This window comes from Nocardia sp. NBC_01327 (genome assembly GCF_035958815.1).
GTDB lineage: Bacteria > Actinomycetota > Actinomycetes > Mycobacteriales > Mycobacteriaceae > Nocardia.
In genome coordinates this window covers 1,750,720-1,774,526 of sequence record NZ_CP108383.1, presented here as the reverse complement: position 1 = coordinate 1,774,526, position 23,807 = coordinate 1,750,720, and the positions used below count along the sequence as shown (strand labels likewise).

At 67.3% G+C, this 23,807-nt stretch carries 26 protein-coding genes; 16 read left to right on the top strand and 10 right to left on the bottom strand.

What is annotated here, in order from left to right:
• The first annotated feature begins 141 nt into the window (after positions 1-141).
• The 3 genes from OG326_RS07625 (at position 142) to OG326_RS07615 (ending at position 3,127) form a co-directional block, all read left to right on the top strand.
• Positions 142-924 (top strand): purine-nucleoside phosphorylase, encoded by a 783-nt coding sequence (locus OG326_RS07625; protein WP_327143899.1) that lies wholly within the window; start codon positions 142-144, stop codon positions 922-924.
• 138 nt (positions 925-1,062) lie between these two features.
• On the top strand, positions 1,063-2,748 hold the full coding sequence (locus tag OG326_RS07620; RefSeq protein WP_327143898.1) for a phospho-sugar mutase: 1,686 nt from the start codon (positions 1,063-1,065) through the stop codon (positions 2,746-2,748).
• Positions 2,749-2,767: 19 nt separating this feature from the next.
• Entirely contained in the window at positions 2,768-3,127 is a 360-nt protein-coding gene (locus tag OG326_RS07615; protein ID WP_327143897.1) for a hypothetical protein, read from the top strand.
• 28 nt (positions 3,128-3,155) lie between these two features.
• Here OG326_RS07615 and upp read toward each other — a convergent pair whose 3' ends face one another.
• A complete protein-coding gene (gene upp, locus OG326_RS07610; protein WP_327143896.1) occupies positions 3,156-3,779 on the bottom strand; it encodes a uracil phosphoribosyltransferase in 624 nt (207 codons plus the stop codon).
• A gap of 139 nt (positions 3,780-3,918) precedes the next feature.
• Between upp and OG326_RS07605 the strand changes: the two genes are divergently transcribed.
• The 5 genes from OG326_RS07605 to OG326_RS07585 all read left to right on the top strand — a co-directional run bounded on the left by OG326_RS07605 (position 3,919) and on the right by OG326_RS07585 (position 7,580).
• A complete protein-coding gene (locus tag OG326_RS07605) occupies positions 3,919-4,227 on the top strand; it encodes a type VII secretion target (protein WP_327143895.1) in 309 nt (102 codons plus the stop codon).
• A gap of 190 nt (positions 4,228-4,417) precedes the next feature.
• Positions 4,418-5,593: a C40 family peptidase gene (locus OG326_RS07600; protein WP_327143894.1), complete on the top strand. Its 1,176-nt coding sequence runs from the start codon at positions 4,418-4,420 to the stop codon at positions 5,591-5,593.
• 27 nt (positions 5,594-5,620) lie between these two features.
• Complete coding sequence (locus OG326_RS07595; RefSeq protein WP_327143893.1) at positions 5,621-5,980, top strand: hypothetical protein; 360 nt, start codon at positions 5,621-5,623, stop codon at positions 5,978-5,980.
• On the top strand, positions 5,977-6,306 hold the full coding sequence (locus tag OG326_RS07590) for a YbaB/EbfC family nucleoid-associated protein (protein ID WP_327143892.1): 330 nt from the start codon (positions 5,977-5,979) through the stop codon (positions 6,304-6,306). The genes OG326_RS07595 and OG326_RS07590 overlap by 4 nt, the downstream gene beginning before the upstream one ends.
• Positions 6,307-6,332: 26 nt before the next feature.
• A complete protein-coding gene (locus OG326_RS07585; RefSeq protein ID WP_327143891.1) occupies positions 6,333-7,580 on the top strand; it encodes a primosomal protein in 1,248 nt (415 codons plus the stop codon).
• 97 nt (positions 7,581-7,677) lie between these two features.
• On the opposite strand, the gene OG326_RS07580 is transcribed toward OG326_RS07585, so the two are convergent.
• From OG326_RS07580 to OG326_RS07565, 4 genes are all read right to left on the bottom strand, one after another.
• Positions 7,678-8,769: an adenosine deaminase gene (locus tag OG326_RS07580; protein WP_327143890.1), complete on the bottom strand. Its 1,092-nt coding sequence runs from the start codon at positions 8,767-8,769 to the stop codon at positions 7,678-7,680.
• A 141-nt stretch (positions 8,770-8,910) separates the two neighbouring features.
• Positions 8,911-9,174 (bottom strand): excalibur calcium-binding domain-containing protein, encoded by a 264-nt coding sequence (locus OG326_RS07575; protein ID WP_327143889.1) that lies wholly within the window; start codon positions 9,172-9,174, stop codon positions 8,911-8,913.
• A gap of 91 nt (positions 9,175-9,265) precedes the next feature.
• Positions 9,266-10,543 (bottom strand): thymidine phosphorylase, encoded by a 1,278-nt coding sequence (locus tag OG326_RS07570; RefSeq protein WP_327146405.1) that lies wholly within the window; start codon positions 10,541-10,543, stop codon positions 9,266-9,268.
• A gap of 43 nt (positions 10,544-10,586) precedes the next feature.
• Positions 10,587-10,988, bottom strand: coding sequence for a cytidine deaminase (locus OG326_RS07565; protein ID WP_327146404.1), 402 nt, complete (start codon positions 10,986-10,988; stop codon positions 10,587-10,589).
• Between the two features lie 300 nt (positions 10,989-11,288).
• Here OG326_RS07565 and sdhC point away from each other — a divergent pair, with 300 nt between their 5' ends.
• Genes sdhC through OG326_RS07545 form a run of 4 tightly spaced genes read left to right on the top strand, consistent with a single transcriptional unit; the run spans position 11,289 to position 14,668 of the window.
• Entirely contained in the window at positions 11,289-11,681 is a 393-nt protein-coding gene (gene sdhC / locus OG326_RS07560) for a succinate dehydrogenase, cytochrome b556 subunit (RefSeq protein ID WP_327143888.1), read from the top strand.
• Between the two features lie 8 nt (positions 11,682-11,689).
• Positions 11,690-12,121 (top strand): succinate dehydrogenase hydrophobic membrane anchor subunit, encoded by a 432-nt coding sequence (locus tag OG326_RS07555; RefSeq protein ID WP_297614633.1) that lies wholly within the window; start codon positions 11,690-11,692, stop codon positions 12,119-12,121.
• 16 nt (positions 12,122-12,137) lie between these two features.
• Positions 12,138-13,895, top strand: coding sequence for a succinate dehydrogenase flavoprotein subunit (gene sdhA, locus OG326_RS07550; protein ID WP_327143887.1), 1,758 nt, complete (start codon positions 12,138-12,140; stop codon positions 13,893-13,895).
• A complete protein-coding gene (locus OG326_RS07545; RefSeq protein ID WP_327143886.1) occupies positions 13,895-14,668 on the top strand; it encodes a succinate dehydrogenase iron-sulfur subunit in 774 nt (257 codons plus the stop codon). Before sdhA ends, OG326_RS07545 begins: the two co-directional genes overlap by 1 nt.
• 145 nt (positions 14,669-14,813) lie before the next feature.
• On the opposite strand, the gene OG326_RS07540 is transcribed toward OG326_RS07545, so the two are convergent.
• Positions 14,814-15,431: a PadR family transcriptional regulator gene (locus OG326_RS07540; protein ID WP_327143885.1), complete on the bottom strand. Its 618-nt coding sequence runs from the start codon at positions 15,429-15,431 to the stop codon at positions 14,814-14,816.
• A 126-nt stretch (positions 15,432-15,557) separates the two neighbouring features.
• Here OG326_RS07540 and OG326_RS07535 point away from each other — a divergent pair, with 126 nt between their 5' ends.
• Both OG326_RS07535 and OG326_RS07530 read left to right on the top strand, forming a co-directional pair.
• Complete coding sequence (locus OG326_RS07535) at positions 15,558-16,013, top strand: hypothetical protein (protein WP_327143884.1); 456 nt, start codon at positions 15,558-15,560, stop codon at positions 16,011-16,013.
• A 274-nt stretch (positions 16,014-16,287) separates the two neighbouring features.
• Positions 16,288-17,175, top strand: coding sequence for a phenylalanine 4-monooxygenase (locus OG326_RS07530; RefSeq protein WP_327143883.1), 888 nt, complete (start codon positions 16,288-16,290; stop codon positions 17,173-17,175).
• On the opposite strand, the gene OG326_RS07525 is transcribed toward OG326_RS07530, so the two are convergent.
• Both OG326_RS07525 and OG326_RS07520 read right to left on the bottom strand, forming a co-directional pair.
• Entirely contained in the window at positions 17,172-17,801 is a 630-nt protein-coding gene (locus tag OG326_RS07525) for an acyl-CoA-like ligand-binding transcription factor (protein WP_327143882.1), read from the bottom strand. The two genes, OG326_RS07530 and OG326_RS07525, sit on opposite strands and share 4 nt — an antisense overlap.
• Positions 17,791-19,305, bottom strand: a complete 1,515-nt coding sequence (locus OG326_RS07520) for an MFS transporter (RefSeq protein ID WP_327143881.1) — start codon at positions 19,303-19,305, stop codon at positions 17,791-17,793. The genes OG326_RS07525 and OG326_RS07520 overlap by 11 nt, the downstream gene beginning before the upstream one ends.
• 234 nt (positions 19,306-19,539) lie before the next feature.
• Here OG326_RS07520 and OG326_RS07515 point away from each other — a divergent pair, with 234 nt between their 5' ends.
• Positions 19,540-20,184 (top strand): ester cyclase, encoded by a 645-nt coding sequence (locus tag OG326_RS07515; protein ID WP_327143880.1) that lies wholly within the window; start codon positions 19,540-19,542, stop codon positions 20,182-20,184.
• 99 nt (positions 20,185-20,283) lie between these two features.
• Positions 20,284-21,621 (top strand): D-alanyl-D-alanine carboxypeptidase family protein, encoded by a 1,338-nt coding sequence (locus OG326_RS07510; RefSeq protein WP_327143879.1) that lies wholly within the window; start codon positions 20,284-20,286, stop codon positions 21,619-21,621.
• A gap of 7 nt (positions 21,622-21,628) precedes the next feature.
• Here the strand turns inward: OG326_RS07510 and yhjD are convergent, their stop codons facing one another.
• Together yhjD and trpS are read right to left on the bottom strand one after the other, a co-directional pair.
• Positions 21,629-22,642, bottom strand: coding sequence for an inner membrane protein YhjD (yhjD, locus tag OG326_RS07505; RefSeq protein ID WP_327143878.1), 1,014 nt, complete (start codon positions 22,640-22,642; stop codon positions 21,629-21,631).
• Positions 22,643-22,773: 131 nt separating this feature from the next.
• On the bottom strand, positions 22,774-23,799 hold the full coding sequence (gene trpS, locus OG326_RS07500; RefSeq protein WP_327143877.1) for a tryptophan--tRNA ligase: 1,026 nt from the start codon (positions 23,797-23,799) through the stop codon (positions 22,774-22,776).
• Positions 23,800-23,807 lie beyond the last annotated feature (8 nt).

Genomic DNA, 23,807 nt, shown 5'->3' with positions numbered 1-23,807 from the left:
AGATTAGCGGGGACGCGGACGCACACCTACTCGCGGGTAGCCAATGTTTCGCGAGGTTTGCGAAACCTGGAAAAGGTGCGAAACCGGCAGGTCCACGCCGTGCCATCGCACCGATGATCGCCTGCGACTAGGGTGGGCGACATGCTAGCCGAACAGGCCGCCGCGGAGGCGATAGCCGAACGTACGGGAGTGCAGAGTCACCGGGTCGCGGTGGTGCTCGGATCCGGATGGCAGGAAGCCGCCGCCGAAATCGGTGAGCCCGCCACCTCCGTCCCCATGGGCGAGGTTCCGGGCTTCGGATCGCCCACCGCCCAGGGGCACCAGGGCACCATCCACTCCGTACTCGTCAATGACGCGCCGGTGCTGCTGCTCATGGGACGCCAGCACCTGTACGAGGGTTATGCGCCCTCGCAGGTTGTGCACAATGTGCGCACCGCCATTGCCGCGGGCGCGCAGACCGTGCTGCTCACCAATGCCGCGGGCGGGATTCGGGACGGGCTCTCCGTCGGCGAGCCCGTACTGATCAGCGACCACATCAATCTCACCGGGCAGACCCCTGTCACGGGTGCCAACTTCGTCGATCTGGTCGACGCCTGGGATCCCGAATTGCGGGCGCTGGCACGCGATATCGACCCCAGCCTGACCGAGGGCGTGTACGCGGGCCTGACCGGACCGCAGTACGAGACCCCCGCCGAAATCCGCATGCTGCGCACCATCGGCGCGGATCTGGTGGGTATGTCCACGGTGCTGGAGGCCATCGCCTGCCGCGCCGCCGGAGTGCGGGTGCTGGGCATCTCACTGGTCACCAATCTGGCCGCCGGCGTCACCGGCGGGCACCTCTCGCACGCCGAGGTGCTGGCCGAAGGGCATGCCGCCGCACCGCGATTGGGCAAACTCCTGCGCGGAGTTCTCGAACGCCTCTGAACGGAGTTCGCGAACGCCCCGAACGGAGTTCGCGAACCACTCTGAACGATCCCCCGCACGGCCTACGCTGCGGTGACGACGAGAGGCTCGGAGTACCGGGCCCGGATCGTCGTGGCCGACACGCTTTGAGGAGATGGCATGCTGCGCTTCGGGACGGCCGGATTACGCGGGCCGCTGCAGGACGGTCCGGACGGCATGAACGTGGACACCGTCACGCGGGCCAGTGCGGGCATTGCCGACTGGCTCCGGAATCGCTGTCTCGGTGGCGGATTGGTCATCGTCGGCCGCGACGCCCGGCACGGCTCCGCCGAATTCGCGCGTGCGACCGCGGAAGTGTTTGCGGCGGCGGGCTTCTCGGTGCTGGAACTGCACCGGCCGCTGCCGACCCCCATCGTCGCCTATGCGGTGCGCGCCCTGGGCGCGGTCGCGGGTGTGCAGATCACCGCCTCACACAATCCGGCCACCGATAACGGCTACAAGCTCTACCTCGACGGCGGCTCCCAGCTGGTACCGCCCGCCGACGCCGAGATCGAGAAGTGCATCGACGCGGTCCAGGGCCGTATCCCCGGCTCCGATCCCACCGCCACCGCACCGGATCCGGCAATCCTCGACCTCCCCGCCGACGCCACCGTCCAGGACATGGGCGAGGAAATCCTCCGCCGCTACCTGGCCCGCGTCGCCACCCTGCCGAACCTCATCGGCGGGCCGAGCTCCCGGCCAGACAACGCACCACATCTGTCCGCTGCCGCCGAGCCGAGTTCCCGGCCGAGCGAAGCGCCGGTCTCGTCCACTGCGCTGAGCGATGCGGCGCAACCCGGCGAAGTCGCGGCGGGTGGGCGAGCTCCGGTGCAGCGGGCTGATATTCGAGTGGTGCTGACGGCCATGCACGGGGTGGGTGGGGAACCGGCGGTTGCGGCGCTGCGGGCGGCGGGGTTCGGTGAGGTGCTGGTGGTGGCGGAGCAGTTCACGCCGAATCCGGATTTTCCGACGGTGGCGTTCCCGAATCCGGAGGAGCCGGGGGCTTCGGATCTGCTGCTGTCGCTGGCCGAACGGCTCGAGGCCGATATCGCCATCGCGCTGGATCCGGATGCGGATCGATGTGCGGTGGGGGTGCGCGGGCCGAAGGGGTGGCGCATGCTGCGCGGTGATGAAACCGGGGTGCTGCTGGGCGATTTCGTCCTGCGGACGGCCGCGCCGGAGTCGCTGGTGGCCACCACGATCGTGTCGTCGCGACTGTTGAGCAAGGTGGCTGCGGCTCGGGGAGCGCGGTACGCCGAAACCCTCACCGGCTTCAAATGGCTGGCGCGCGCGGGTGACGGGCTCGTGTACGCGTACGAGGAGGCCATCGGGCACTGTGTGGATCCGGTCGCCGTGCGGGACAAGGACGGGATCTCCGCGGCCGTGCTGGCCGCCGATCTCATCGCCCAGCTGAAGGCGGCCGGGCGCACCGTCGATGAGGTACTCGACGAGTACGCCCTCGAATTCGGGGTGCACGCGGGCGATCAGGTATCGCTGCGGCTCGCCGATGCGGTGGAGGCGGCCGCCGTGGTGGAGCGACTGCGCGAGAATCCACCGGCCGAGATTGCCGGAGAAGCGGTGACCTGCACCGATATGTCGCAACTGCGCGGGCAGATGCGCACCGACGCACTGGTTTTCGAGGGCGATTCACTACGCGTGGTGATCCGGCCGTCCGGCACCGAGCCGAAACTCAAGTGCTACGTGGAGGTCGTCCACCCGGTGTCCACGGACGCCGATGTGCCACGCGCGAAAGCAGCCGCCGCGCAACAGCTCTCCGAGATCCGGGCCTTCTGCGAAAAGCTCTGAACGAAAGGATTGTCCGCATATGCGTAATTCCCTGTGGCTCACCGGATTCGGCGTCGCCGCTGCGGCCGTACTGGGCACTGCCGGAACCGCTTCCGCAGCGGGTTCCGTCATGGATCACGACGGCCCCTACACGGTGAACACCGATATTTCGGCGGGCTACTACACCACGCACAATCCCGCCCCGGATTGCCAGTGGGTCCGGCTCGGCGCCGACGGCGACATCATCGAACGCGGTGACGGCGGCAATGGCAACCAGACCGTGCGAATCACGTCCCAGGACACCACCTTCGCGACCTCGCACTGCGGCACCTGGGCCATCGACGGCGGCCGGGGCCCGGCCACCGGCCCGCAGACCGGCACGGGTTCGTTCGGCTTCTGACCCGTTCGGGTCCGGCGGCGAATTCCGTTCAGCGGGGGCCGAATTGGCGGTCCCCGGCATCGCCCAGACCCGGGACGATATAGGCGTCGGAATTGAGCCCCCGGTCGATGGACGCGGTGACCAGGCGTATCGGATGCCCCGACTTCTCCAGGGCGGCAATGCCTTCGGGGGCGGCGACCACGCAGATGACGGTGATGTCGCGGGCATTACGGGTGGCCAGCAGGTCCAGGGTGAACACCATCGAGCCGCCGGTGGCGAGCATGGGGTCCAGGACGATGACGGGGGTGTCCGCGAGATCCTCGGGCAGCGACTCCATGTACGGGGTCGGCTGGTGGGTGGTCTCGTCGCGGGCCACACCGACAAAACCGATGCGGGCATCGGGGATCAGGTTCTCCGCGGTCTCCACCATGCCGAGGCCGGCGCGCAGGACCGGGACCAGCAGCGGCGGGGCGGCGAGGCAGGTGCCCTCGGCGGCCGCGACCGGGGTGGCGATGGGGAACCTGGTGACGGGTGCGTCGCGCATGGCCTCGTAGACCAGCAGTCCGGTCAGATCGCGCAGCGCGGCCCGGAAGGTGGGGTTGGTGGTGCGCGCATCGCGCATGGTGGTGAGCAATGCCGCAGCGAGCGGGTGGTCCACGATGTCAGTGCGCATAGGAAAACGATAGGTCAGTACGGCTGATTCGCGGTTCGAGCCCGGCAGATTCCCCTCGGCCCGGAACCGCCGCCGCGCAGCGTGCGTCCAATCTCATGCAGGACGTAATCAGCCAGCGACCGGCACGACGGGGGCATCCATGCACCGGATCTCGATCGATCCCGAAGGCCTCACCACCTATGCGAGCACGGCCGCCGCCATGGCCGCCGCCCTCACCGCGGCCACGGCGCGCGCCACCGCCGCCGACCCCCTCCTACTCACCCCCGCCTTCGGTCTCATCGGCGGCGATTTCCTCACCGCCTACCGAGCCGCCCATACCGGCCACCTCACCACCCTGGGCTCCCTCGCGGCCGTCCTGACCACCCTCGGCGCCGCAACCACCGCCGCCGCAACCACCTACGTCGGCACCGATACCCGGTACGCCAACGCCCCGGAGCTCAGCGCATGACGGCGGCATTCGAAGTGGCGCGCGGTATCCCGCACCACCATGGCTTGCCAGCAGGCCGCACCCGGCGCGGGCCGATCCGGGCGGAAGGGAGTCGCGACCGCGCGGCATTCGATGCGCGGGCCCGCCGCCGGCGCACCTCAGGCGGGAAACCGTCATGGCAGATCCGTGCCGCGCGTCCGGTGGTGGACGCATGAGCGGCGAGGTGGATGTGGCGGAGCTGGCGCGGCCGATTGTGGAGCTGCTGGCCAGTTTTGGCAGTGGGGACGCCGGGGGTGCGGTCGAGGCGCTTCGGGAGACTTCGGGGGTTGTGGACGGGGTGCACTCCGCAGGGCGTTCGGGGGTCGACGGGATGTACGACTCGTGGCGCGGGCGGGGTGGGGATGCGGCCATGGACAAGGCGCTGCGGGTGCAGACGAGTGCGGCCACGGTCTCCGATCACGGGCAGTCGATGGCGGAGGTGCTGGATCGGGCGGGCGGTGCGATAGCGGCCGGACAGCGGGAACTGGCGAAGGTGCTGCGGTCGTTTCTGGATTCGGCCGAGCGGCTGGGGGCGGCGGGAGCCGGGCCGGCCGCGGCGCTCATCGTCAGATCGGCGCTGGATCATCTGGGGCGAGCGCTGCATGTGGTCGAGCGGGTGCGGGCGGAGCTCGAATCCGAGACCGCGACCATGGGCGAATTGGCCGCGCCGCCACCGGTTCCGGCGCCCGCCGCGGCTGCGGTGACCCCGCCCGCCGGACCCGTCACGCACGGCGAGGCGCCCGCGGTCGTCGCGGCGGCCGTCGATCCCGGATCGGGCGGGGCGCAGCAGGCCGGTTCGGGCTATGCCGCCTCCGGCGGGAAGGTGCTCGAGTCCGGGGCCGCACTGGCCGGCAGCGGTCTGTCCACGATCGCGGCGTCGGTCGGTGATTCGTCGCCGCACACCACCACCAGAACCCACCGGACCACGCCGGGCACCCGGCCCGCCGGGACCGGGGTGAAGCTCACGCTGCCCGACGGCAGTACCGTGGAAGCCCCGAACCAGCAGGCCGCCGATGCGGTGCGCAATGCCCTCAGCGCGGTCGGCACGCCGTACGTCTGGGGCGGCACCACACCGGGTGTCGGTCTCGATTGCAGCGGATTGACGCAGTGGGCGTACGCGCAGGCGGGGGTTTCGCTGCCGCGTTTGGCACAGGAGCAGGGGTACGGGCATCCGCAGGTCGGTCCAGGGGACTTGATGCCCGGCGATCTCGCGGTATGGGACGGGCATGTGGCGATGGTGATCGGCAACGGTCAATTGGTGGAGGCGGGCGATCCCGTCCAGACGGGTCCGATTCGGACGGAGAACATGGGAGAACGGTTCCTCGGCTTCTACAGGCCCACGGCCTGAGCCGGAACCGCCCGGGAGGAGACAGGTATGACCCAGCCACAGAGTCCTGCTGCCACGGAGATCCCCCCGGTCACCGTGGCGGCGAGCAGCAATCGCGCCGGCACCCTCACCGTGCATGCCACCGATCAGGGAATACCGGTGCAGATCCGTTTCGAGCGCGGTGAATACCGTTACGGCGCACAGGCTCTCGCCGACGAAATCCTGCGACTGAGCAAGCGCTCGGCCCTGGTCGCCAAATCCCGCCGCCGCGAACTGCTGGCCGAGACCGGCATGCCCGAGGAGCTGCTCGACCGGCTCGGCCTCCCGACCCGGCAGGCGGCCGTCGACGAACTCGACCGGCTCGACGATGCCGACACCGGTCCGGCGAGCTGGCTGGGGAAGGCATGAGCGAGCAGATGAACGCACTGGTGAGTGCCGTCGCCGACCGGCTCGAAGCGCTGGAGGCCACGCTCTACGAGCTCGGCCGGGTGCGCGGGCAATTCACCAGCGAAGACCGTTCGGTGACCGCGGAAGTGGACGGCGACGGTGCTCTGACAGGGCTCTGGCTGGCCGAATCGGTGACGGCCCGGCCGCCCGCGGAGGTAGCGCAACTGGTGCTGTGGGCATGCCAGCAAGCGGCCGCGCAGGCGAGCGCGCAACGAGCCGGGGCACTCGCCCGATTGCACGAGTCCCTGGCGCCGGGAAATGTTGGGGGCGGCCCGGATAGTGCCTGACGCGACCACTAGATAGGCTTCCGGTCATGGCTTCTGGAGACATCGTCCCGATCGCGCTCGGACTGACCAAAGGCGATCTCGTCACCCTGTGGGCGCCGCGCTGGCGAGATGGCGACGATGAGTGGCAGGCATTCCTCGGCCACGAGGAAGACCTCTACGGTTTCGACTCCGTAGCGGAGCTGGCCGCGTTCATCCGGACCAATGCCGAAAACGATCTGGTGGATCATCCCGCGTGGAAGATCATCGCCGGATTGTCGGCGGCCGAACTGGAGCCGGAGGAGCAGTTCGTCTTCGATCTCGTCGGCGTGCCGGAACTCGCGGCCGACGAACCGGATCCGGAGATCATCTCCGAGCTCGAGGAGACCCTCGAGATGGTCCGCAATATCGGCGATGTGTGCGAGCTCGACGCCGTGACCAAGTTCTTCGGATCGCATCCGGTGCTGGGCGCGCTGCCGGGCGGCGTCAGCGCCTTCGCCGGCAGCGAGGGCCAGGAGCTGTGGGAGCAGATCGGCGCGGCCATCAACAAGGACTGGGACGGCGTGCTCGACGCCATCGACTCGGTGGTGGAGATCCCGGACGTCGATGCCGATGCGGTCGCCGTCGCCGAGGCGGAACTGCTTGCGGCGGAAGAGAACATCGTGGACGCCGAGGATGTGGTGGACACCGATGAGGATATCGAGACCGTCGACCTCGATGCGGAGGACGAGGACGAAGAGGACGAGGAGCTCTCGTTCTGGCACGAGGTCGGCATCGACCCGGTCAAGATCATCACCGGTGAGGGCACCTGGTTCACGCTGCGCTGCTACGTGGACGACGAGCCGATCTTCCTCGGCAAGGACGGCGCCATCTCGGTGTTCCCGTCCGAGCGCGCCCTGGCCCGCTACCTCGCCGACGATCACGAGCACGATCTGGTGCGGGTGAGCACCTACAGCGAGATCCAGACCTCCGCGGTGGACGGTGCGCTGGAGGTCGAGGTGGACGAGGAGAACATCTACGTGCTGCCCGGCCTGGCCGACGATCTCGCGCAGGGCCCGAAGTCCGTCGATACCGATCAGCTCGACCTCGCGGTCGAATTGTTCACCGACGCCGCCGATTACGCCGAGGAGGACAGCGTCGAGAAGGCGCTCGCCGTCTCCTCGCCGCTCGGCTGGTACGTCTCCTACCTGCTCAACCCGGACCCGGGCCGGATGGCCCCGAACCCGCCGTTCGCGGCGGAGGCGGCATCGTGGCGGGTCCTCGAGGATGCGTTCGAGGCGCGCCTCACCAAGGAGTGACGGTCCCCCCGCCGGATACGGCGGGACCCCTCGACCGGCAGCCCGCAACGACTCCGTTGCGGGCTGTCGGCGTAAATCCAGGCAGCAGCAGGATCTTTCAGCCGAGCATGACCGCGTAACCCGGCTTGATGACTTCGTCGATGATGCGCAGGCGTTCGGGGAACGGGATGAACGCCGACTTCATGGCGTTGATGGTGAAGCGCTCCAGATCGCTCCAGCCGTAGCCGAAAGTGTCTGCCAGCTTGAGCATTTCATTGCTCATACTGGTATCGCTCATCAACCGGTTGTCGGTATTGACGGTCACCCGGAAGCGCAGGCGCGCCAGCAGGTCGAAGGGATGCTTGTCCAGCGAGGGCACCGCACCGGTCTGCACATTCGAGGACGGGCACAGCTCCAGCGGAATTCGCAAGTCCCGCACGTAATTCGCGACCCGGCCGAGCACCGGACCGTCCGGACCCTCGGTGATGTCATCGGTGATGCGCACGCCGTGGCCGAGCCGGTCGCAGCCGCAGAAGGCAAGGGCCTCATGGATGGACGGCAGCCCGAACGCCTCGCCCGCGTGAATCGTGAAGTGCGCGTTATTGGCTCGCATGTACTCGAACGCATCCAGGTGCCGGGTGGGAGGGTATCCGGCCTCCGCGCCCGCGATATCGAAGCCGCCGACGCCCAGATCCCGGAATCGCACTGTCAGTTCGGCGATTTCACGGGAGCGCGCCGCATGCCGCATGGCGGTGAGCAGGCAGACCACCCGAATCGGCGTACCGGCCGCGGCGGCGATCACCTCGCCCTCCCGGAATCCCGCGAGGGTGTATTCGACAACCTCGTCCAGGGTGAGGCCGTTCTCCAGATGCTGCTCCGGGGCGAACCGCACCTCCGCGTAGACGACTCCGTCCGCGGCCAGGTCTTCGGCGCATTCACGCGCCACCCGCAGCAGGCCCTCGGGCGTCTGCATGACGGCGACGGTATGCGCGAAGGTTTCCAGATAGCGTTCCAGCGACCCGCTGTCCGCCGCGTCCCGGAACCAATTCCCCAGGGATTCAGCGTCACCAGCCGGTAACTGGTCGTATCCGCAGTCGCGAGCCAGCTCCAGCACGGTGGCCGGTCGCAGCCCGCCGTCGAGGTGATCGTGCAGGACCGCCTTCGGCGCCTGGCGGATCGAAGCGAGAGTGAGGGGCGTCGGTCCAGTCATGTAGAAACGGTAGCCGCATTCCCGTTCTGCGGCATGACAGTTGACCTGTGTCACCTACTGGTAGGCGTGTCGTTGCCCTCACGTTGCTGGACTTCGCCCGATCTTCACTTGATCGGCACAGCACCCGTTGGGCACGGCGAGCTAGTAGCCGCAAGCCACGCCGGTTCCCTTCGGGTCCAGCAGCCCCGTGTACCCGGGCTGTCCGGCCAGCAGCGGCGCCTTGCCCTCCGCCCGCACCTGATCGCAATTCGCGTAATAGGGGTGCGGCGCGCCCTTGCTGGTCGACGGCGGCGGGGAGGTGTCGTAGTGCGCGGAGGCCACGGCCGGGAGGAATCCCCCGAGGGCGAGGGCGCTCAGACAGGCCGCGGCCGATGCTCGTAATCGCAAAGAGTTTCTGTGCTTCACGATTTCCAGGCTAGGCCGATCCCCGCGCGCCCGCCCTCCTCGATTCTCAGCCCGCACGCAGGGTCAGGCCGTGAATCGGGCCCGGGATCAGTCACGCCGTGATGCGGCCCAGTATCAAGGGAGTCGGCGCGGGCGGCGCGCCGACGGTGAAGGCGTCGCGCAGCGCGTCCAATGCCGCGGGGAAGGCCTCCGGCGTATCGGTGTGCAGGGTGAGCAGCGGGCTGCCCGCCGTGACGGTATCGCCCGGCTTGGCATGCATTTCGATGCCCGCGCCGAATTGGACGCTGTCACCCTGCCGCGCACGGCCCGCGCCCAGGCGCCACGCGGCAAGGCCGATATCGAGCGCGTCGAGGCGAGCGAGGGTCCCGGAGGACGGGGCCGCCACCACTTCGGTGTGACGCGCCCTGGGCAGCGGTGCGTCGGGGTCGCCGCCCTGGGCGCTGATCATCGCGCGCCAGTGGTCCATGGCGCGGCCGTCGGCCAGGGCCGCGGCCGGATCGGCGTCGATTCCGGCCTGGGCCAGCATTTCCCGGGCCAGGGTGAGGGTGAGCTCGACGACGTCGGCCGGTCCCCCACCGGCGAGCACCTCCAGCGATTCGGCGACCTCGAGGGCATTGCCCGCGGTCAGGCCGAGCGGCGTGTCCATGGCGGTGAGCAGCGCCACGGTCCGCACGCCCGCATCGGTGCCGAGTTCGACCATCGCCGTGGCCAATTCGCGCGCCTGATCGAGTTGCTTCAGGAATGCCCCCCGGCCGACCTTCACGTCCAGGACCAGCGCACCGGTCCCCTCGGCGATCTTCTTGCTCATGATGGAACTTGCGATCAGGGGGATGGATTCGACCGTCCCGGTCACGTCACGCAGCGCGTAGAGCCGTTTATCGGCGGGGGCGAGGTCGGCTCCGGCCGCGCACACCACCGCACCGACGGCGGGATCGGCGAGGATCTCGCGCATGCGGTCGACCGAAATATCGGCCTGCCAGCCGGGAATCGACTCGAGCTTGTCCAATGTGCCACCGGTATGGCCCAATCCGCGCCCGGACAGCTGCGGCACCGCCGCCCCGCACGCCGCGACCAGCGGCGACAGCGGCAGCGTGATCTTGTCGCCGACGCCGCCGGTGGAGTGCTTGTCCACGGTGGGCCGCACCAGATCGCCGAAGTCCAGGCGCTTGCCGGAGTCGATCATGGCGGCGGTCCAGCGGGCGGTCTCGCGGCGTGTCATGCCGCGCCACAGAATCGCCATGGCCAGGGCCGACATCTGTTCGTCCGCCACCTCACCCCGGGTGAACGCGTCCACCACCCAATCGATCTGCGCGTCGCTGAGCTCCCCGCCGTCGCGCTTCGCAGTGATCACCGAGACCGCCGAATGCACACTCATGGGTCCAACCCTGGCACGGCGACCGCGAGTTCGCGGGCTACTGCTGTCCGGCCTCGAGGTCGTCGGGTCCGAAGGCGTCCGGGAGCAGGGCGCTGAGCGGGACCGGTTCGCCGCGATGGTCGATCAGCGCGTCCGCTCCCCCGTGTTCGAAGAGCAGTTGCCGGCAGCGACCGCACGGCATCAGGATTTCGCCCCGGGAATCGCAGACGGAGACCGCGCGCAGACGCCCGCCACCGGACGAAATCAAGTTACCGACCAGTACACATTCGGCGCAGAGGCCCAAACCGTATGAGATATTTTCCACATTGCAGCCGCTCACAATTCGCCCGTCCGCGGTGAGGGCGGCGGCTCCGACGGGGAATCGGGAGTAGGGCGCATAGGCATTTCGCATTACTTCAAATGCGCTGCCTCGCAAGACATTCCAGTCGATATCAGACATATCAGACCATCCTTCCATGCCCATGCAAATAGCCACGCGGAAGCCCTCGGACACCACCCCCGAGATCAGGAAAGGCAAACCTAACTCAGGATATTTCCGGCCAACGAGCGGCACGCCGAATTAGTTCCGATACCGGGCTGGGATTAGAGTTCACGACAGATCGGTTCAGGTTCCCGACTGCGGGCCTGCAGCACTGCCACCGGACGGCGATTCCGGCTGTGAGCTGGTGTTATCGACAGTCCAATGGCTCCGCGCCGGATCTGACCGGGTCCATCAACGACGTTGGAGGCACCGCACTCTATGACCACGCTAGAAGCTCCGGCCAAGCCGAAGCGGACCCTGTACCGAGGCGACCCCGGTATGTGGTCCTGGGCGCTCCACCGCATCACCGGTGTGACGATCTTCTTCTTCCTGTTCGTCCATGTCCTGGACACCGCGCTCGTGCGCGTCAGCCCGGACACGTACGACAAGGCGATCGAGACGTACAAGAATCCGATTGTCGCCCTCATGGAGATGGGTCTCGTTGTCTGCGTGCTGTTCCACGCGTTCAACGGCATCCGCGTCATCCTGGTCGACTTCTGGTCGAAGGGGCCCCGCTACCAGCGCCAGATGCTCTGGATCGTGCTCACGATCTGGATCCTTGTCGCGGGCGCCGGGATCGGCCGCCAGCTCTTCTACCTGCTGACGAATTGAGCCTCGAGATGACCGCACCTGTTCTCGGTAAGTCCTACGACCGCCCCGCCAGCCTGGACGCGCCCCGCGCCCCGCGGCGTCAGGGTGGCAATAACTTCGAGAAGTACGCGTGGCTGTTCATGCGTGCCTCCGGCCTGCTGCTCGTCGTCCTGGTCATCGGCCATATGACGATCATGCTGATGCTGGACGGCGGCGTGCACCGGCTGAACTTCGCGTTCGTCGCCGGCCGCTGGGCCTCGCCGTTCTGGCAGATCTGGGATCTGACCATGCTGTGGCTCGCACAGCTGCACGGCGGCAACGGCCTGCGCACCGTGATCGACGATTACGCGCGCAAGGACTCCACCCGCTTCTGGCTGAAGGCCGCGCTGGTCGTGTCCATGATTCTTGTCATGGTCACCGGCACCTACGTGATCTTCACCTTCGACCCCAACATCAGTTAGGAACAGGCCAACTCCGATGAGTGAATCCCGACCGATTCAGGAGCACCGGTACGACGTCGTCATCGTCGGCGCCGGTGGCGCAGGCATGCGCGCGGCGATCGAGTCCGGACCCCGCGTCCGCACCGCTGTCCTGACCAAGCTCTACCCGACCCGCAGCCACACCGGTGCGGCGCAGGGCGGCATGTGCGCCGCGCTCGCGAACGTGGAAGAGGACAACTGGGAGTGGCACACCTTCGACACCGTCAAGGGTGGTGACTACCTGGTCGACCAGGACGCCGCGGAGATCATGGCCAAGGAGGCCATCGACGCCGTGCTCGATCTGGAGAAGATGGGCCTGCCGTTCAACCGCACGCCCGAGGGCAAGATCGATCAGCGGCGCTTCGGCGGGCACACCCGTGATCACGGCAAGGCCCCGGTGCGTCGCGCGTGCTACGCCGCCGACCGCACCGGCCACATGATCCTGCAGACGCTGTACCAGAACTGCGTCAAGCACGACGTGGAGTTCTACAACGAGTTCTACGTGCTCGACCTGGTGATGAGCGGTACGGTCGCGACCGGTGTGGTCGCCTACGAGCTGGCCACCGGCGATCTGCACATCTTCCACGCCAAGTCGATCATCTTCGCGACCGGCGGCTCGGGCCGGATGTACAAGACCACCTCCAATGCGCACACCCTCACCGGTGACGGCATGGCGATCGTGTTCCGCAAGGGACTTCCGCTGGAGGACATGGAGTTCCACCAGTTCCATCCGACAGGCCTCGCGGGTCTGGGCATCCTCATCTCCGAGGCGGTCCGCGGCGAGGGCGGCATTCTGCGCAATGCGTCGGGCGAACGATTCATGGAGCGCTACGCCCCCACCATCAAGGACCTCGCGCCGCGTGACATCGTCGCCCGCTCGATGGTGCTCGAGGTGGCCGAGGGCCGTGGCGCCGGTCCGAACAAGGACTACGTCTACATCGACGTAACCCACCTCGGGGCGGACGTGCTCGAGGAGAAGCTCCCCGACATCACCGAGTTCGCCCGCACCTACCTGGGCGTGGACCCGGTGACCGAACTGGTGCCGGTCATGCCGACCTGCCACTACGTCATGGGCGGCATCCCGACCCGCATTCGCGGTGAGGTGCTGGCCAACAACACCGATGTGGTCCCCGGCCTGTACGCCGCCGGCGAGTGCGCGTGTGTTTCGGTGCACGGCTCCAACCGCCTGGGCACCAACTCACTGCTGGACATCAATGTGTTCGGCCGCCGCGCCGGCATTGCCGCCGCCGAGTACGCCCAGCGCAGCGAGTTCACCGAGCTGCCGGAGAACCCGGCGCAGATGGTGCAGGACTGGCTGGCGCTGATCCTGTCCGATCACGGCAACGAGCGCGTGGCCGATATCCGCGGCGAGCTGCAGGCCACCATGGATGCCAATGCGGGCGTGTTCCGCACCGAGGACACCCTCAAGCAGGTCCTCAACGACATCCACGAGTTCAAGGACCGGTACACCCGGATCACCGTGCAGGACAAGGGCAAGCGCTACAACAGCGATCTGCTCGAGGCTCTCGAGCTGGGCTTCCTGCTGGAGCTGGCCGAGGTCACCGTGGTGGGTGCGCTCAACCGCAAGGAATCGCGCGGAGGACACGCTCGCGAGGACTACCCGAACCGCGACGACACCAACTACATGCGCCATACCATGGCCTACAAGACGGGTCCGGAGTTGATCTCCGATATCCGCCTGGACTACAAGCCGGTGGTGCAGACCCGCTACGAGCCGATGGAGCGTAAGTACTGATGACTGCGACACTCGACAAGGCGGCCCCGCAGAAGCCTGCGCCGGTGCCGCCCGGCTCGGTCCTGATCACGGTCAAGATCGCGCGCTTCAATCCCGAGAACGACCTGGGCAACCACTGGGACGAGTTCAAGGTCCCCGTGCTCCCGACCGACCGGTTCCTGAACGTGCTGCTCTACATCAAGTCCTACCTGGACGGCACGCTCACCTTCCGGCGCTCGTGTGCCCACGGTGTCTGCGGTTCGGACGCCATGCGCATCAACGGTGTGAACCGGCTGGCGTGCAAGGTGCTCATGAAGGATCTGCTGCCGAAGAACGGCAAGGATCTCACCATGACCGTCGAGCCCATCCGCGGCCTGCCCGTGGAGAAGGACCTCGTGGTCGATATGGAGCCGTTCTTCGACGCCTTCAAGGCGGTGAAGCCGTACCTGATCACCACGGGCAACCAGCCGACCATGGAGCGCATCCAGTCCCAGCACGACCGGGCCCGCTTCGATGACACCACCAAGTGCATCCTGTGCGCCTGCTGCACCACCTCCTGCCCCGTGTACTGGAGCGACGGCAGCTACTTCGGCCCGGCCGCGATCGTGAACGCGCACCGCTTCATCTTCGACAGCCGTGACGAGGGCGCCCGCGAGCGCCTGGACATCCTCAACGATGTCGAGGGCGTGTGGCGCTGCCGCACCACCTTCAACTGCACCGACGCATGCCCCCGCGGCATCGAGGTCACCAAGGCGATCCAGGAAGTGAAGCGCGCACTGCTCTTCACACGCTAGACGCAGCACTCGGCAGGCGCAGAACAACTCTCGGGACTCTCAGGGTACCCCCTGAAACCCCGGGAGCGGCACTCGCCCCCGTAAGCCGAAGGCCGCCCGCATCTTTCGATGCGGGCGGCCTTTTTTTGTTGTGCTACAGGATGATTCAGCTGCGGATCGACTGATCCGCATGCGGGACAAGCGATTCCCACGACCAGGTCAGGGTGCCCGCTGCGAGGTCCGCGACGACGGCTTCGAGCCAGTGGAGTTCGGCTTCGGCGACGGCGCGCTGGTATTCGTCCTCCAGGGTGACGATCCGAGGTAGGCCGAGCGGCGCGGATTGTGCGGCGTCGGAGTCTATTTCGGCGATGCGGGCGCGCGTCGCGACAATGCGGCGCTCGAGTTCCGCCTTCGCCTGGTCCGGGCCGAGGAGCATCAGGAACGACAGCGCCGCGGGGAATTCGGGGAATTCATTGCGCGGTTGCGCGATCATCTCGGTCAGCCAGGTGGTGAAGGCGGCGCGGCCGGCGTCGGTGATCTCGTAGACCGTGCGCTCGGGGTACTGCTGATCGCGGCCGGTCTCGCGGACCGCCACCAGCCCGGCGTCCTGCAGGCGCGCGATGGTCTTGTACAGCCCGGCCCGCTGCCCCACATTGACGACCTTGTCCTTGCCCCATCCCTTGATGCGGCGCTGGATGGCGTAGGGGTGCATCGGCTCCATATGCAGGATGCCGAGCAGCGCCATCGCCACCGGCGACCGTTTGAACTGCGGCGATGCTGTCATGCCCCCATCCTACTGGGTTCCGGACCACTAGATTCCCACAAACTAGTTGCACTGCAACTAGTACATGTGCGACTATTGAGGAGCAGGCGAACCCGACCCGCTCCACCCGCTCCGAAAGGCACCGCGATGAACACCACCACCCGCATCCACACCGACCACGGCACCACCAAGCGCCTCGGCGACTGGACCGCCGCCAGCCACTTCGAGGTCAAGGCCCGTTACGGCAGCGTCGTCATCGACCTGCGCTCCCCGCTGATCGAGGGCGACGACGAGATCGTGGTGCACGCCGACCTCGACCACGCCATGGTCAAACTGCTGGTCCCCGAGGACGCGGTCATCATCCAGTCCGATCTGGAGTGGACCGGTCGCGGCCGGGTCAAGGATTTCTCCTGCCCGAAGGACGCCGCGGGCCGTGTCATCCGCCTGGTCGGCGCCGCCGAGCGCAGTGAATTCCGCATCCACCGCGGCGGTATCGCCGTACTGTCGGCACTGTTCACACGCGAGTTCCTCGAGGACGCCCGCCAGGCGCACCGCGAGGGCCGCACTCCTACACTGCTCGATCCGGCCAACGCCCCGCGTTGATCGGAACCCGGACTGCAATCCGGTAGCACGACTCCGAAGGCCGCCCGCACTGCAATGCGGGCGGCCTTCGCCGTAGCTATCGCCCGGCCCCGCGCAGCGCCGAGTCCGCGCGGCACCGGACCTCTCGAGTACGCCCCGCCCTACTGCATCGAATGCGCAGTGGCACTGGCAAAACGGGCCGTCGCTCGTCATATGTCACCCGCTCAGCTAAGCAATCTGCTGAGCTGAGCGGGTGTTTGTTGTCTGAATCACACGGCGGTGATTGCATCAAGGCATGTTCACCGAGGCGCAGCTGTATTCGCCGGTCACCCAGGGGGCCGACGGCGATGTGACGGTGCATTTGAGCGATGAGCATCCGGGCGTGCACGATCGGCTGTACCGCACCCGCCGCAATGCGATCGCCGCCCTGGCCCTGGACTACCGGCCGGGCGCGCCGGTGCCGCAGATCGACTACACCGCCGAGGAGCAGGGGGTGTGGCGGATCGTCTCCGCCGAATTGGCGCGTAAGCGTGCGCGCTACGCCTGCACCGAGGTGATCGAGGCGGCGCAGCGGCTCGCACTACCCACCGATCACATTCCGCAGCTGGACGAGGTGACGGCGAATCTGCTCCCGCTCACCGGTTTCCGCTATGCCCCGGCCGCCGGCCTGGTGCCGCTGCGCGAGTTCTTCGGTTCCTTCGCGGATCGGATCTTCCACTCCACCCAGTACATTCGCCATCATTCGGCCCCGCTGTACACCCCGGAGCCGGATGCCGTCCACGAAATCCTCGGCCACGCCAATCAATTGGCGAGCCCGCGCTTCGCCGCGCTGTACGAGATGGCGGGTGCGGCCGTCGGCCGCCTCACCTCCGAGCGGGCCCTGAAATTCCTGGCCGATGTCTTCTGGTTCTCGATGGAGTTCGGCGTGGTGCGCGAGCACGGCGAAGTCCGTTGCTACGGAGCCGGTTTGCTCTCCTCGTTCGGCGAGATCGAGGAGTTCCGCGATGCGCGGTTGCGGCCGTTGCGCATTCAGGAGATGGGCACCGCCGTCTACGACATCACGCACTATCAGCCGGTGCTGTACTGCGCCGACTCCATTGCCGAAATCGAGGATGTGGTGGGTGGTTTCTTCGCCACGGTGGACGACGAGGTCGTCTCGGGACTACTGGAACAGCCTGTCTAGAGCGGCATTCCGGCCGCCAGGAAGTCGATGACCCGCACGATCAGATCCCGGTCGAAGGGCACCCGCCCGGACGTACCGACAATTCCGAACATGGCCCCGGTCATCGCACCGACCAGCGCGCGGATCTCGAAATCGTCGGTGCTGCGGCCCAATCGAGGCGCGATCACACCGGCCATGAGGGCGATATTGCGCTCGAACTCCCGGGCCATGGCACCGCGCAGCTCCGGAATCGAATAGACCATATCGACCCGCTCCTGTTCGAAGGCGAACAGCTCCGGATCCATTTCCTCGAAGGAGTCGATGACCGCCTGGCGGAGGGCGGCCAGGACCGGCATATCCAGTGGTTGCCGCTCGATGGCCCGGATCATGATGGGGTCCACGTCGTCGGCCAGCACCACCTGTTCCTTGGACGGGAAGTACCGGAAGAAGGTGCTCGGCGAGATATCGGCCGCCTCGGCGATCTGCTCGACCGTGGTCTCGTTGTAGCCGTACTCGCGGAAGAGCCGGAACGCCTCGGTGCGAATGGTGCGCCGGGTGCGTTCCTTCTTGCGTTCCCGCAGGCCGATCCCGGCCGGGGCGCTCTTGGCCCCGGCCGGGATGGTGGTGTGCTTGGGCTCAGCCGACATGAACCGATTGTGCAGCATCGGGCGTGAGCTCCGGCGCGGCCGGCCGATTCCGGGTGAGCAGCAGGGCCAGTGCGGTGGCCGCCAGTGCCACGCCCGCGCAGACCCACATCATGACGCTCATCCCGTCGACGAACGCGGATCGCACCTGCGCGAGCACGGCCGGATCACCGAGTGCGCGTGCCGCGCCCACTCCGGCATTGACGCCGTCGGAGAGCGGTTCGTGATTGAGATCGCCGAGGCTGGAACGGTATTGGGTGGCCAGCACGGTGCCCAGTACGGCGACGCCGATGGTGCCGGCCGCCTGCCGCAGCGCCTGCAGCAGGGCCGAACCGGAGCCCGCGCGGTCGGGGCTGAGATCGCTCATGGCCAGGCCCATGGAGGCGGGCATGACGAAGCCCATGCCGATGCCGACCAGCACCAGGGCCGCGGCCGCGAAGCCGTAGGGCCGATCCACGGTGATGAGCGCGGCCATGCCGAGTCCGGCGGTGAGGAAGGCGAATCCGGCGGTGAGCACCACCCGCATTCCGGCCTTCGGCAGCAGCTTGTCCACCACCCGGGTGCCCACCAGCAGTCCGCCGATGAGCGGTAGCAGGCGCAGTCCGCTGCCCAGGGTGTCGGTGCCGAGCACCGATTGGAAGTACTGCGGCATGGTGAAGAACAGGCCGAACATGGCGAAGTTGATGATGACCATATAGACGGTGCCCCAGCGGAATCCGGGTGCGGTGAAGAGTCCGAGATCCACCAGCGGATGCTCGGCGCGCCGCTGCCACAGGATGAAGCCGCCGAGCAGCGCCACCCCCGCCGCGACGACCGCCCAGCCCAGCCCGTTGCCCCAGCCCTCCTGGCCGAGCCGGATGAAACCGTAGGTGAGGCCGAGCATTCCGGTCGCCGAGAGCGCGATGCCCGCCAGATCGATGCGGAAGACGCTGCCGCTGCGCGATTCCGGGACCAGCAGCGCCACCGCGGTCGCCCCGATGACAACCAGCGGCACGTTCAGCAGGAATACCGAACCCCACCAGAAGTTCTGCAGCAGCCAGCCGCCCACGATCGGGCCGAGCGGGAGTCCGATGGCGGTGGAGGTGATCCAGATGGTCAGTGCGCGTTGCCGTTCCGCGGGATCGGGGAACAGGCCCGGCAGGACCGACATGGACAGCGGCATCATGGCCGCGGCCGCGACGCCGAGTACGACGCGGGCGGCGATGAGCTGCCCGGAGGAGACCGCGAAGGCGCAGGCGAGGGAGGCCGCGCCGAACAGCAGCAGTGCCGCGAGCAGGATCTTCTTCCGCCCGTACCGGTCGCCGAGGGCGCCCGCGGGGAGCATGACCGCCGCGAGGGCGAGGGTGTAGGCGCTGCTGAACCACTGCAGCGCGCCGGTATCGGCGTGCAGGTCGACGGCGAGGGTCGGTAGCGCGACGGTCAGCACGGTGACGTCGAGCCCGATGGTCAGCATGGCGAGCGCCAAAGCGCCCAGGGCCAGCCAGCGGCGCACTCCTGGCTCATTCATGACAGTTCCAATCAGTTGATTCCAACTTGATAATGAAAGAGTCTCTCATTTGCGAGACTCTGTCAAAACTTGTCGCGTCATGAACCTGTCGCACGCAGCTGGACTGGTGTCCAGCTCTTGTCGCGACAGCCACCCGGAACGCTGCTAACTTCATCCGGTCAGTTACGAATTAACAGATCCCGCAAGGGGTCTGGAGATGTAAGGCACCAAATGACCGATCAAGCAACAGAATCCGTGACAACTCCCTTGCATCTGCAAGGACGTGAAGCCGTAATCGCTGCTGCCGCACCGGAAGACTGGCGCGAGGAAGCCCCCGACTACCACCTCAGCCACACCGTCATGCCGGTCGAGCGCACCACCGACCACGCACCGGATTCGCTGGAATTCATTGTCGAAGAGCTGGTGAAGGTCTTCGAGATGGAGGTCTCGCACAAGAAGGATCCGGCCACCTGGGTCTCGCTGGTGGCCGAGCACTACCGCGGCCGGGTCAACGGCGGCGCATGGCAGGACTCCGAGGAGTTCGCGCGGATCGGCTCCTACAACATCCTGATCGGCGACAATCCGTACTACCCGGGCGGCGAGACCTTCGAGTCCTCGCACCACATCTTCCACACCGCCTTCCCCGGCGGCTTCTTCTGGGAGGTGCTCGAGGTACTGGCCGGCCCGCCGACCGTCACCTTCAAATGGCGGCACTGGGGTCGCTACACCGGTGAATACCAGGGACACCAGCCGACCGGTGAGCTCATCGAGATGACCGGCATCACCATCGCCAAGGTCAGCGAGGATCTGCGCATCCTCGAGCTGGAGCACTTCTACGACAACAACAAGCTGCTCGGCCCGCTCGCCCACGGCTGCCCGGTCGCCAAGACCGCGGAATAACCGGCGGCCAGTACTTTTCAGCGTCCCCGCAGTCGCGTTGCGGGGACGCGCCTCGACCTCCCCGGCTGCCCACAGGTTGCGCCTTTAAGCTCGTGAGCGATGAGCATTCGCAGGCTTTCGCGCCAAGACCCCAGTCCCCCCGGCCGCCGGCATCGCCTCTCGCTGATCACCGCTGCCGCTCTCGCGGCCGGACTCACCGCGGTGGCCGGGGTCGTGTACGCGCCGCTACCCGGCGCGGCGACGGCAGCACCGCCGAGCAGTACGACCACCACGCCGTTCACCACCCCGAATACCGACGGCTGTCCGAACAAGACCGCTCCCCCGCCGCCCATCGACGCCTCCGAGGTGCCCGAGCCGGGTGATTCCGCACCGCAGCCGCTGCCGATTCCGAGCCCGCCGGTGGGCGGCGACCAGCTCGGCGGATGCGGTGTGATCCTGCCCTCGGGCGCGCCGCAATTGCCGGAGGGGATCTCCGCGACGGGGTGGGTGGTCTCGGATCTCGATACCGGGAAGGTGCTCGCGGCCAAGGATCCGCACGGGCGCTATCGGCCCGCGTCCACCATCAAGGTGCTGCTGGCGGATGTGGCGCTGCGGGTGCTGGATCTGAACAAGACGGTGATCGGCACCCAGGACGATGCCAATGCGGACGGCACCCGGGTGGGTATCGGGCCGGGCGGGCAGTACACCAACGCACAGCTGTTCCACGCGCTCATCATGGCGTCGGGAAATGATGCGGCGCATGCCGTCTCGACGCAGCTCGGCGGGGACGAGGCCACCGTGGGCAAGATGAACGATATGGCGAAACGCCTGCACGCCTTGGATACTCGCGCCGCGACCCCGTCCGGTCTGGACGGCCCGGGGATGAGCACCTCCGCCTACGATCTGGCCACGATCTTCCGCGATGCCATGACGATTCCGCTGTTCGCCGAACTCATCCACACCGAGCAGTTCGACTTCCCGGGATTCCCGGCGGATCCGAAAAACCCTGAGGACAAGGATCATCCGGGTTTTCCCATCGCGAACGACAACCACCTGCTCTACGAATACGACGGTGCGCTCGGCGGTAAGACCGGGTACACCGACGATGCGCGGCAGACCTTCGTCGCGGGCGCGCAGCGTAACGGCCATCGGCTCGAAGTCACGCTGATGAAGGCCGATGTGCTGCCGTTCCGGCCGTACGAGCAGGCGGCCAAGCTGCTCGACTACGCGTTCGCGCTGCCCGCCGGATCGAATGTCGGCAGCCTGCCCGACGCGGGAGCGAAGGCACCGGATTCGACTGTGGTGGTGGCACGTCCGCCGGTGGCGGAACCCGCGGCGGATTCCGGCGATTCCGGTTCGAGCAATAGCACTCTGCGCATCACGCTCATCGTGGGCGGCGTGATTCTGGTGCTGGTGCTGCTGGCGGGCGCGCGCCGGATGAGCCGCCCCCGGCGCTGACCGCCGTTCAGCGCCGGCGGCGCGCCGAAAGCAGTGCTCCGGCAATCGCTCCCGCACCGAACAGCGCCGCACCCGCTCCGGCCGGAAGTCCCGGACCCGCACCGCGGGGTTCGATGACGGCCGGGGCGGGCGGCGGAATATCCGCCGGGACATCGTTTTCGGTGGCCGTGGCCGCCCAGGCGGTGGCGAAGAGAATGATGCGGGCGGTGAAGTAGCTGAAGACCATGAGTCCGAGGATCGGGCCGAAGGCCACGCCGGCCGGGCCGTTCACCACCGATTTGAGAATGATCGAGGCGAGTTGTTTGAAGGCCTCGAAGATCACCGCCGCGATCAGGGCCGCCCGGGCCGCACTGCGCAGCGTCACCGGATGCCGGGGCATGCGGGCGATGATCCAGACGAAGACGGCCCAGTTCGCGAGCACGGCCAGCAGCAGCGACAGCAGCGTGAGCAGCAGGGTGATGGCGGTGGATTCGTGAATGTGCCAGCGCCGCAGCAGCGCCGAGATGAGCCCGCTGGAGGCGAGCACCGACAGGCCGATCGATATCCCGATGGCCAGGAACAATCCGATCAGCGCCCCCAGGTCCGAGAGCTTGGTCAGCGCCCAGTTCCCCGGTTTGCTGGGCTGCTCCCACTGTTCGGTGAGCGCCGCGCGCAGATTCGCGATCCAGCCGAGCCCCGCGTAGGCGCCGGTCGCCAGACCGATGACGCCGACCCCGGCGCGCGAGCGGACCGCCTCTTTGATGAGGTCATTGAGCTGCTGGCCGGCCGAGCCGGGAATGTTCTCGACAATCTTGTTCTGAATCTCGGTGAGCAGGTGCGGGTTTCGGGACAGCACGAATCCGGCGACCGCGAATCCCACCATCAGCAGCGGAAACAGTGACAGCACAGTGAAATACGTAATGCCCGCGGCGTAGTAGTCGCCGCGCTGACGCTGATACCGCCCCGCGGCCCGCACCACATGATCGAGCCAGTGCCGCTTCCGGACCTCACGCTCGATCCAGGATTTGACCTTGCCGAACACCGCTTACCTCCGCAACGCTCGGTACGCCCTGATCAGACCTCTACTCTCGCATCCGCATCGGCACGCGCACCGCAAATCCGGTGCGCGTCGGCCGAATCGCGACCTTCGCCACAGCCGGGTTTACGGGGCGGTCAGCGGGCGAGGAACCCGACGCGGTCGTACACCTGGGCCAGGGTCTTGCTCGCGACCTCGCGGGCCTGATCGGCGCCGGAGCGCAGGATGCGGTCGAGTTCGGTCTGGTCGGACATGAACTCGTCGACCTTCGCGCGCAGCGGGGTGACGAATTCGACCAGGGCGTCGGCGGTGGCGGATTTGAGATCGCCGTAGCCCTTGCCCTCGAAGTCCTGTTCCAGCGTGACGATCGGGGTCTCGGTGAGCGAGCTCAGAATGACCAGCAGATTGCTCACGCCCGCCTTGGTCTCCGGGTCGTAGCGGATCTCGCGCCCGGTATCGGTGACCGCGGAACGGATCTTCTTGGCCGAGATCTTGGGATCGTCGAGCAGATTGAGCAGACCGGCGTCCGAGGAGGCCGATTTGCTCATCTTGGCGGTCGGATCCTGCAGGTCGTAGATCTTGGCGGTGCCGGTGACGATATGCGCCTCCGGCACCACGAAGGTCTTCTTGTACCGAGTGTTGAAGCGCTGGGCCAGATTTCGGGTCAGCTCCAGGTGCTGGCGCTGATCCTCGCCGACCGGCACCAGCTGCGGGCGGTAGAGCAGGATATCGGCGGCCATGAGCACCGGATAGGTGAACAGGCCGACGGTCGCGTTCTCCGCACCCTGCTTGACCGACTTGTCCTTGAACTGGGTCATCCGGCTGGCCTCGCCGAAGCCGGTGAGGCAGTTCAGCACCCAGGTCAGTTCGGCGTGCTCGGGCACCTGGCTCTGTACGAACAGCGTCGACTTCTTGGGGTCGACGCCCAGGGCCAGCAGCTGCGCCGCGGAGACCTTGGTGCGCTTGCGCAGTTCCTTCGGATCCTGCGGCACGGTGATGGCGTGCAGGTCGGGAATGAAGTAGAAGGCGTCGAATTCGTCCTGCAGCCGCACCCAATACTGCACGGCGCCAAGGTAGTTCCCGAAGTGGAACGAATCGCTGGTCGGCTGGATACCGGACAGGACCCGCTGCTTGCGTTCGGCGGAGGGCTCAGGACTCGACATGCCCTGAT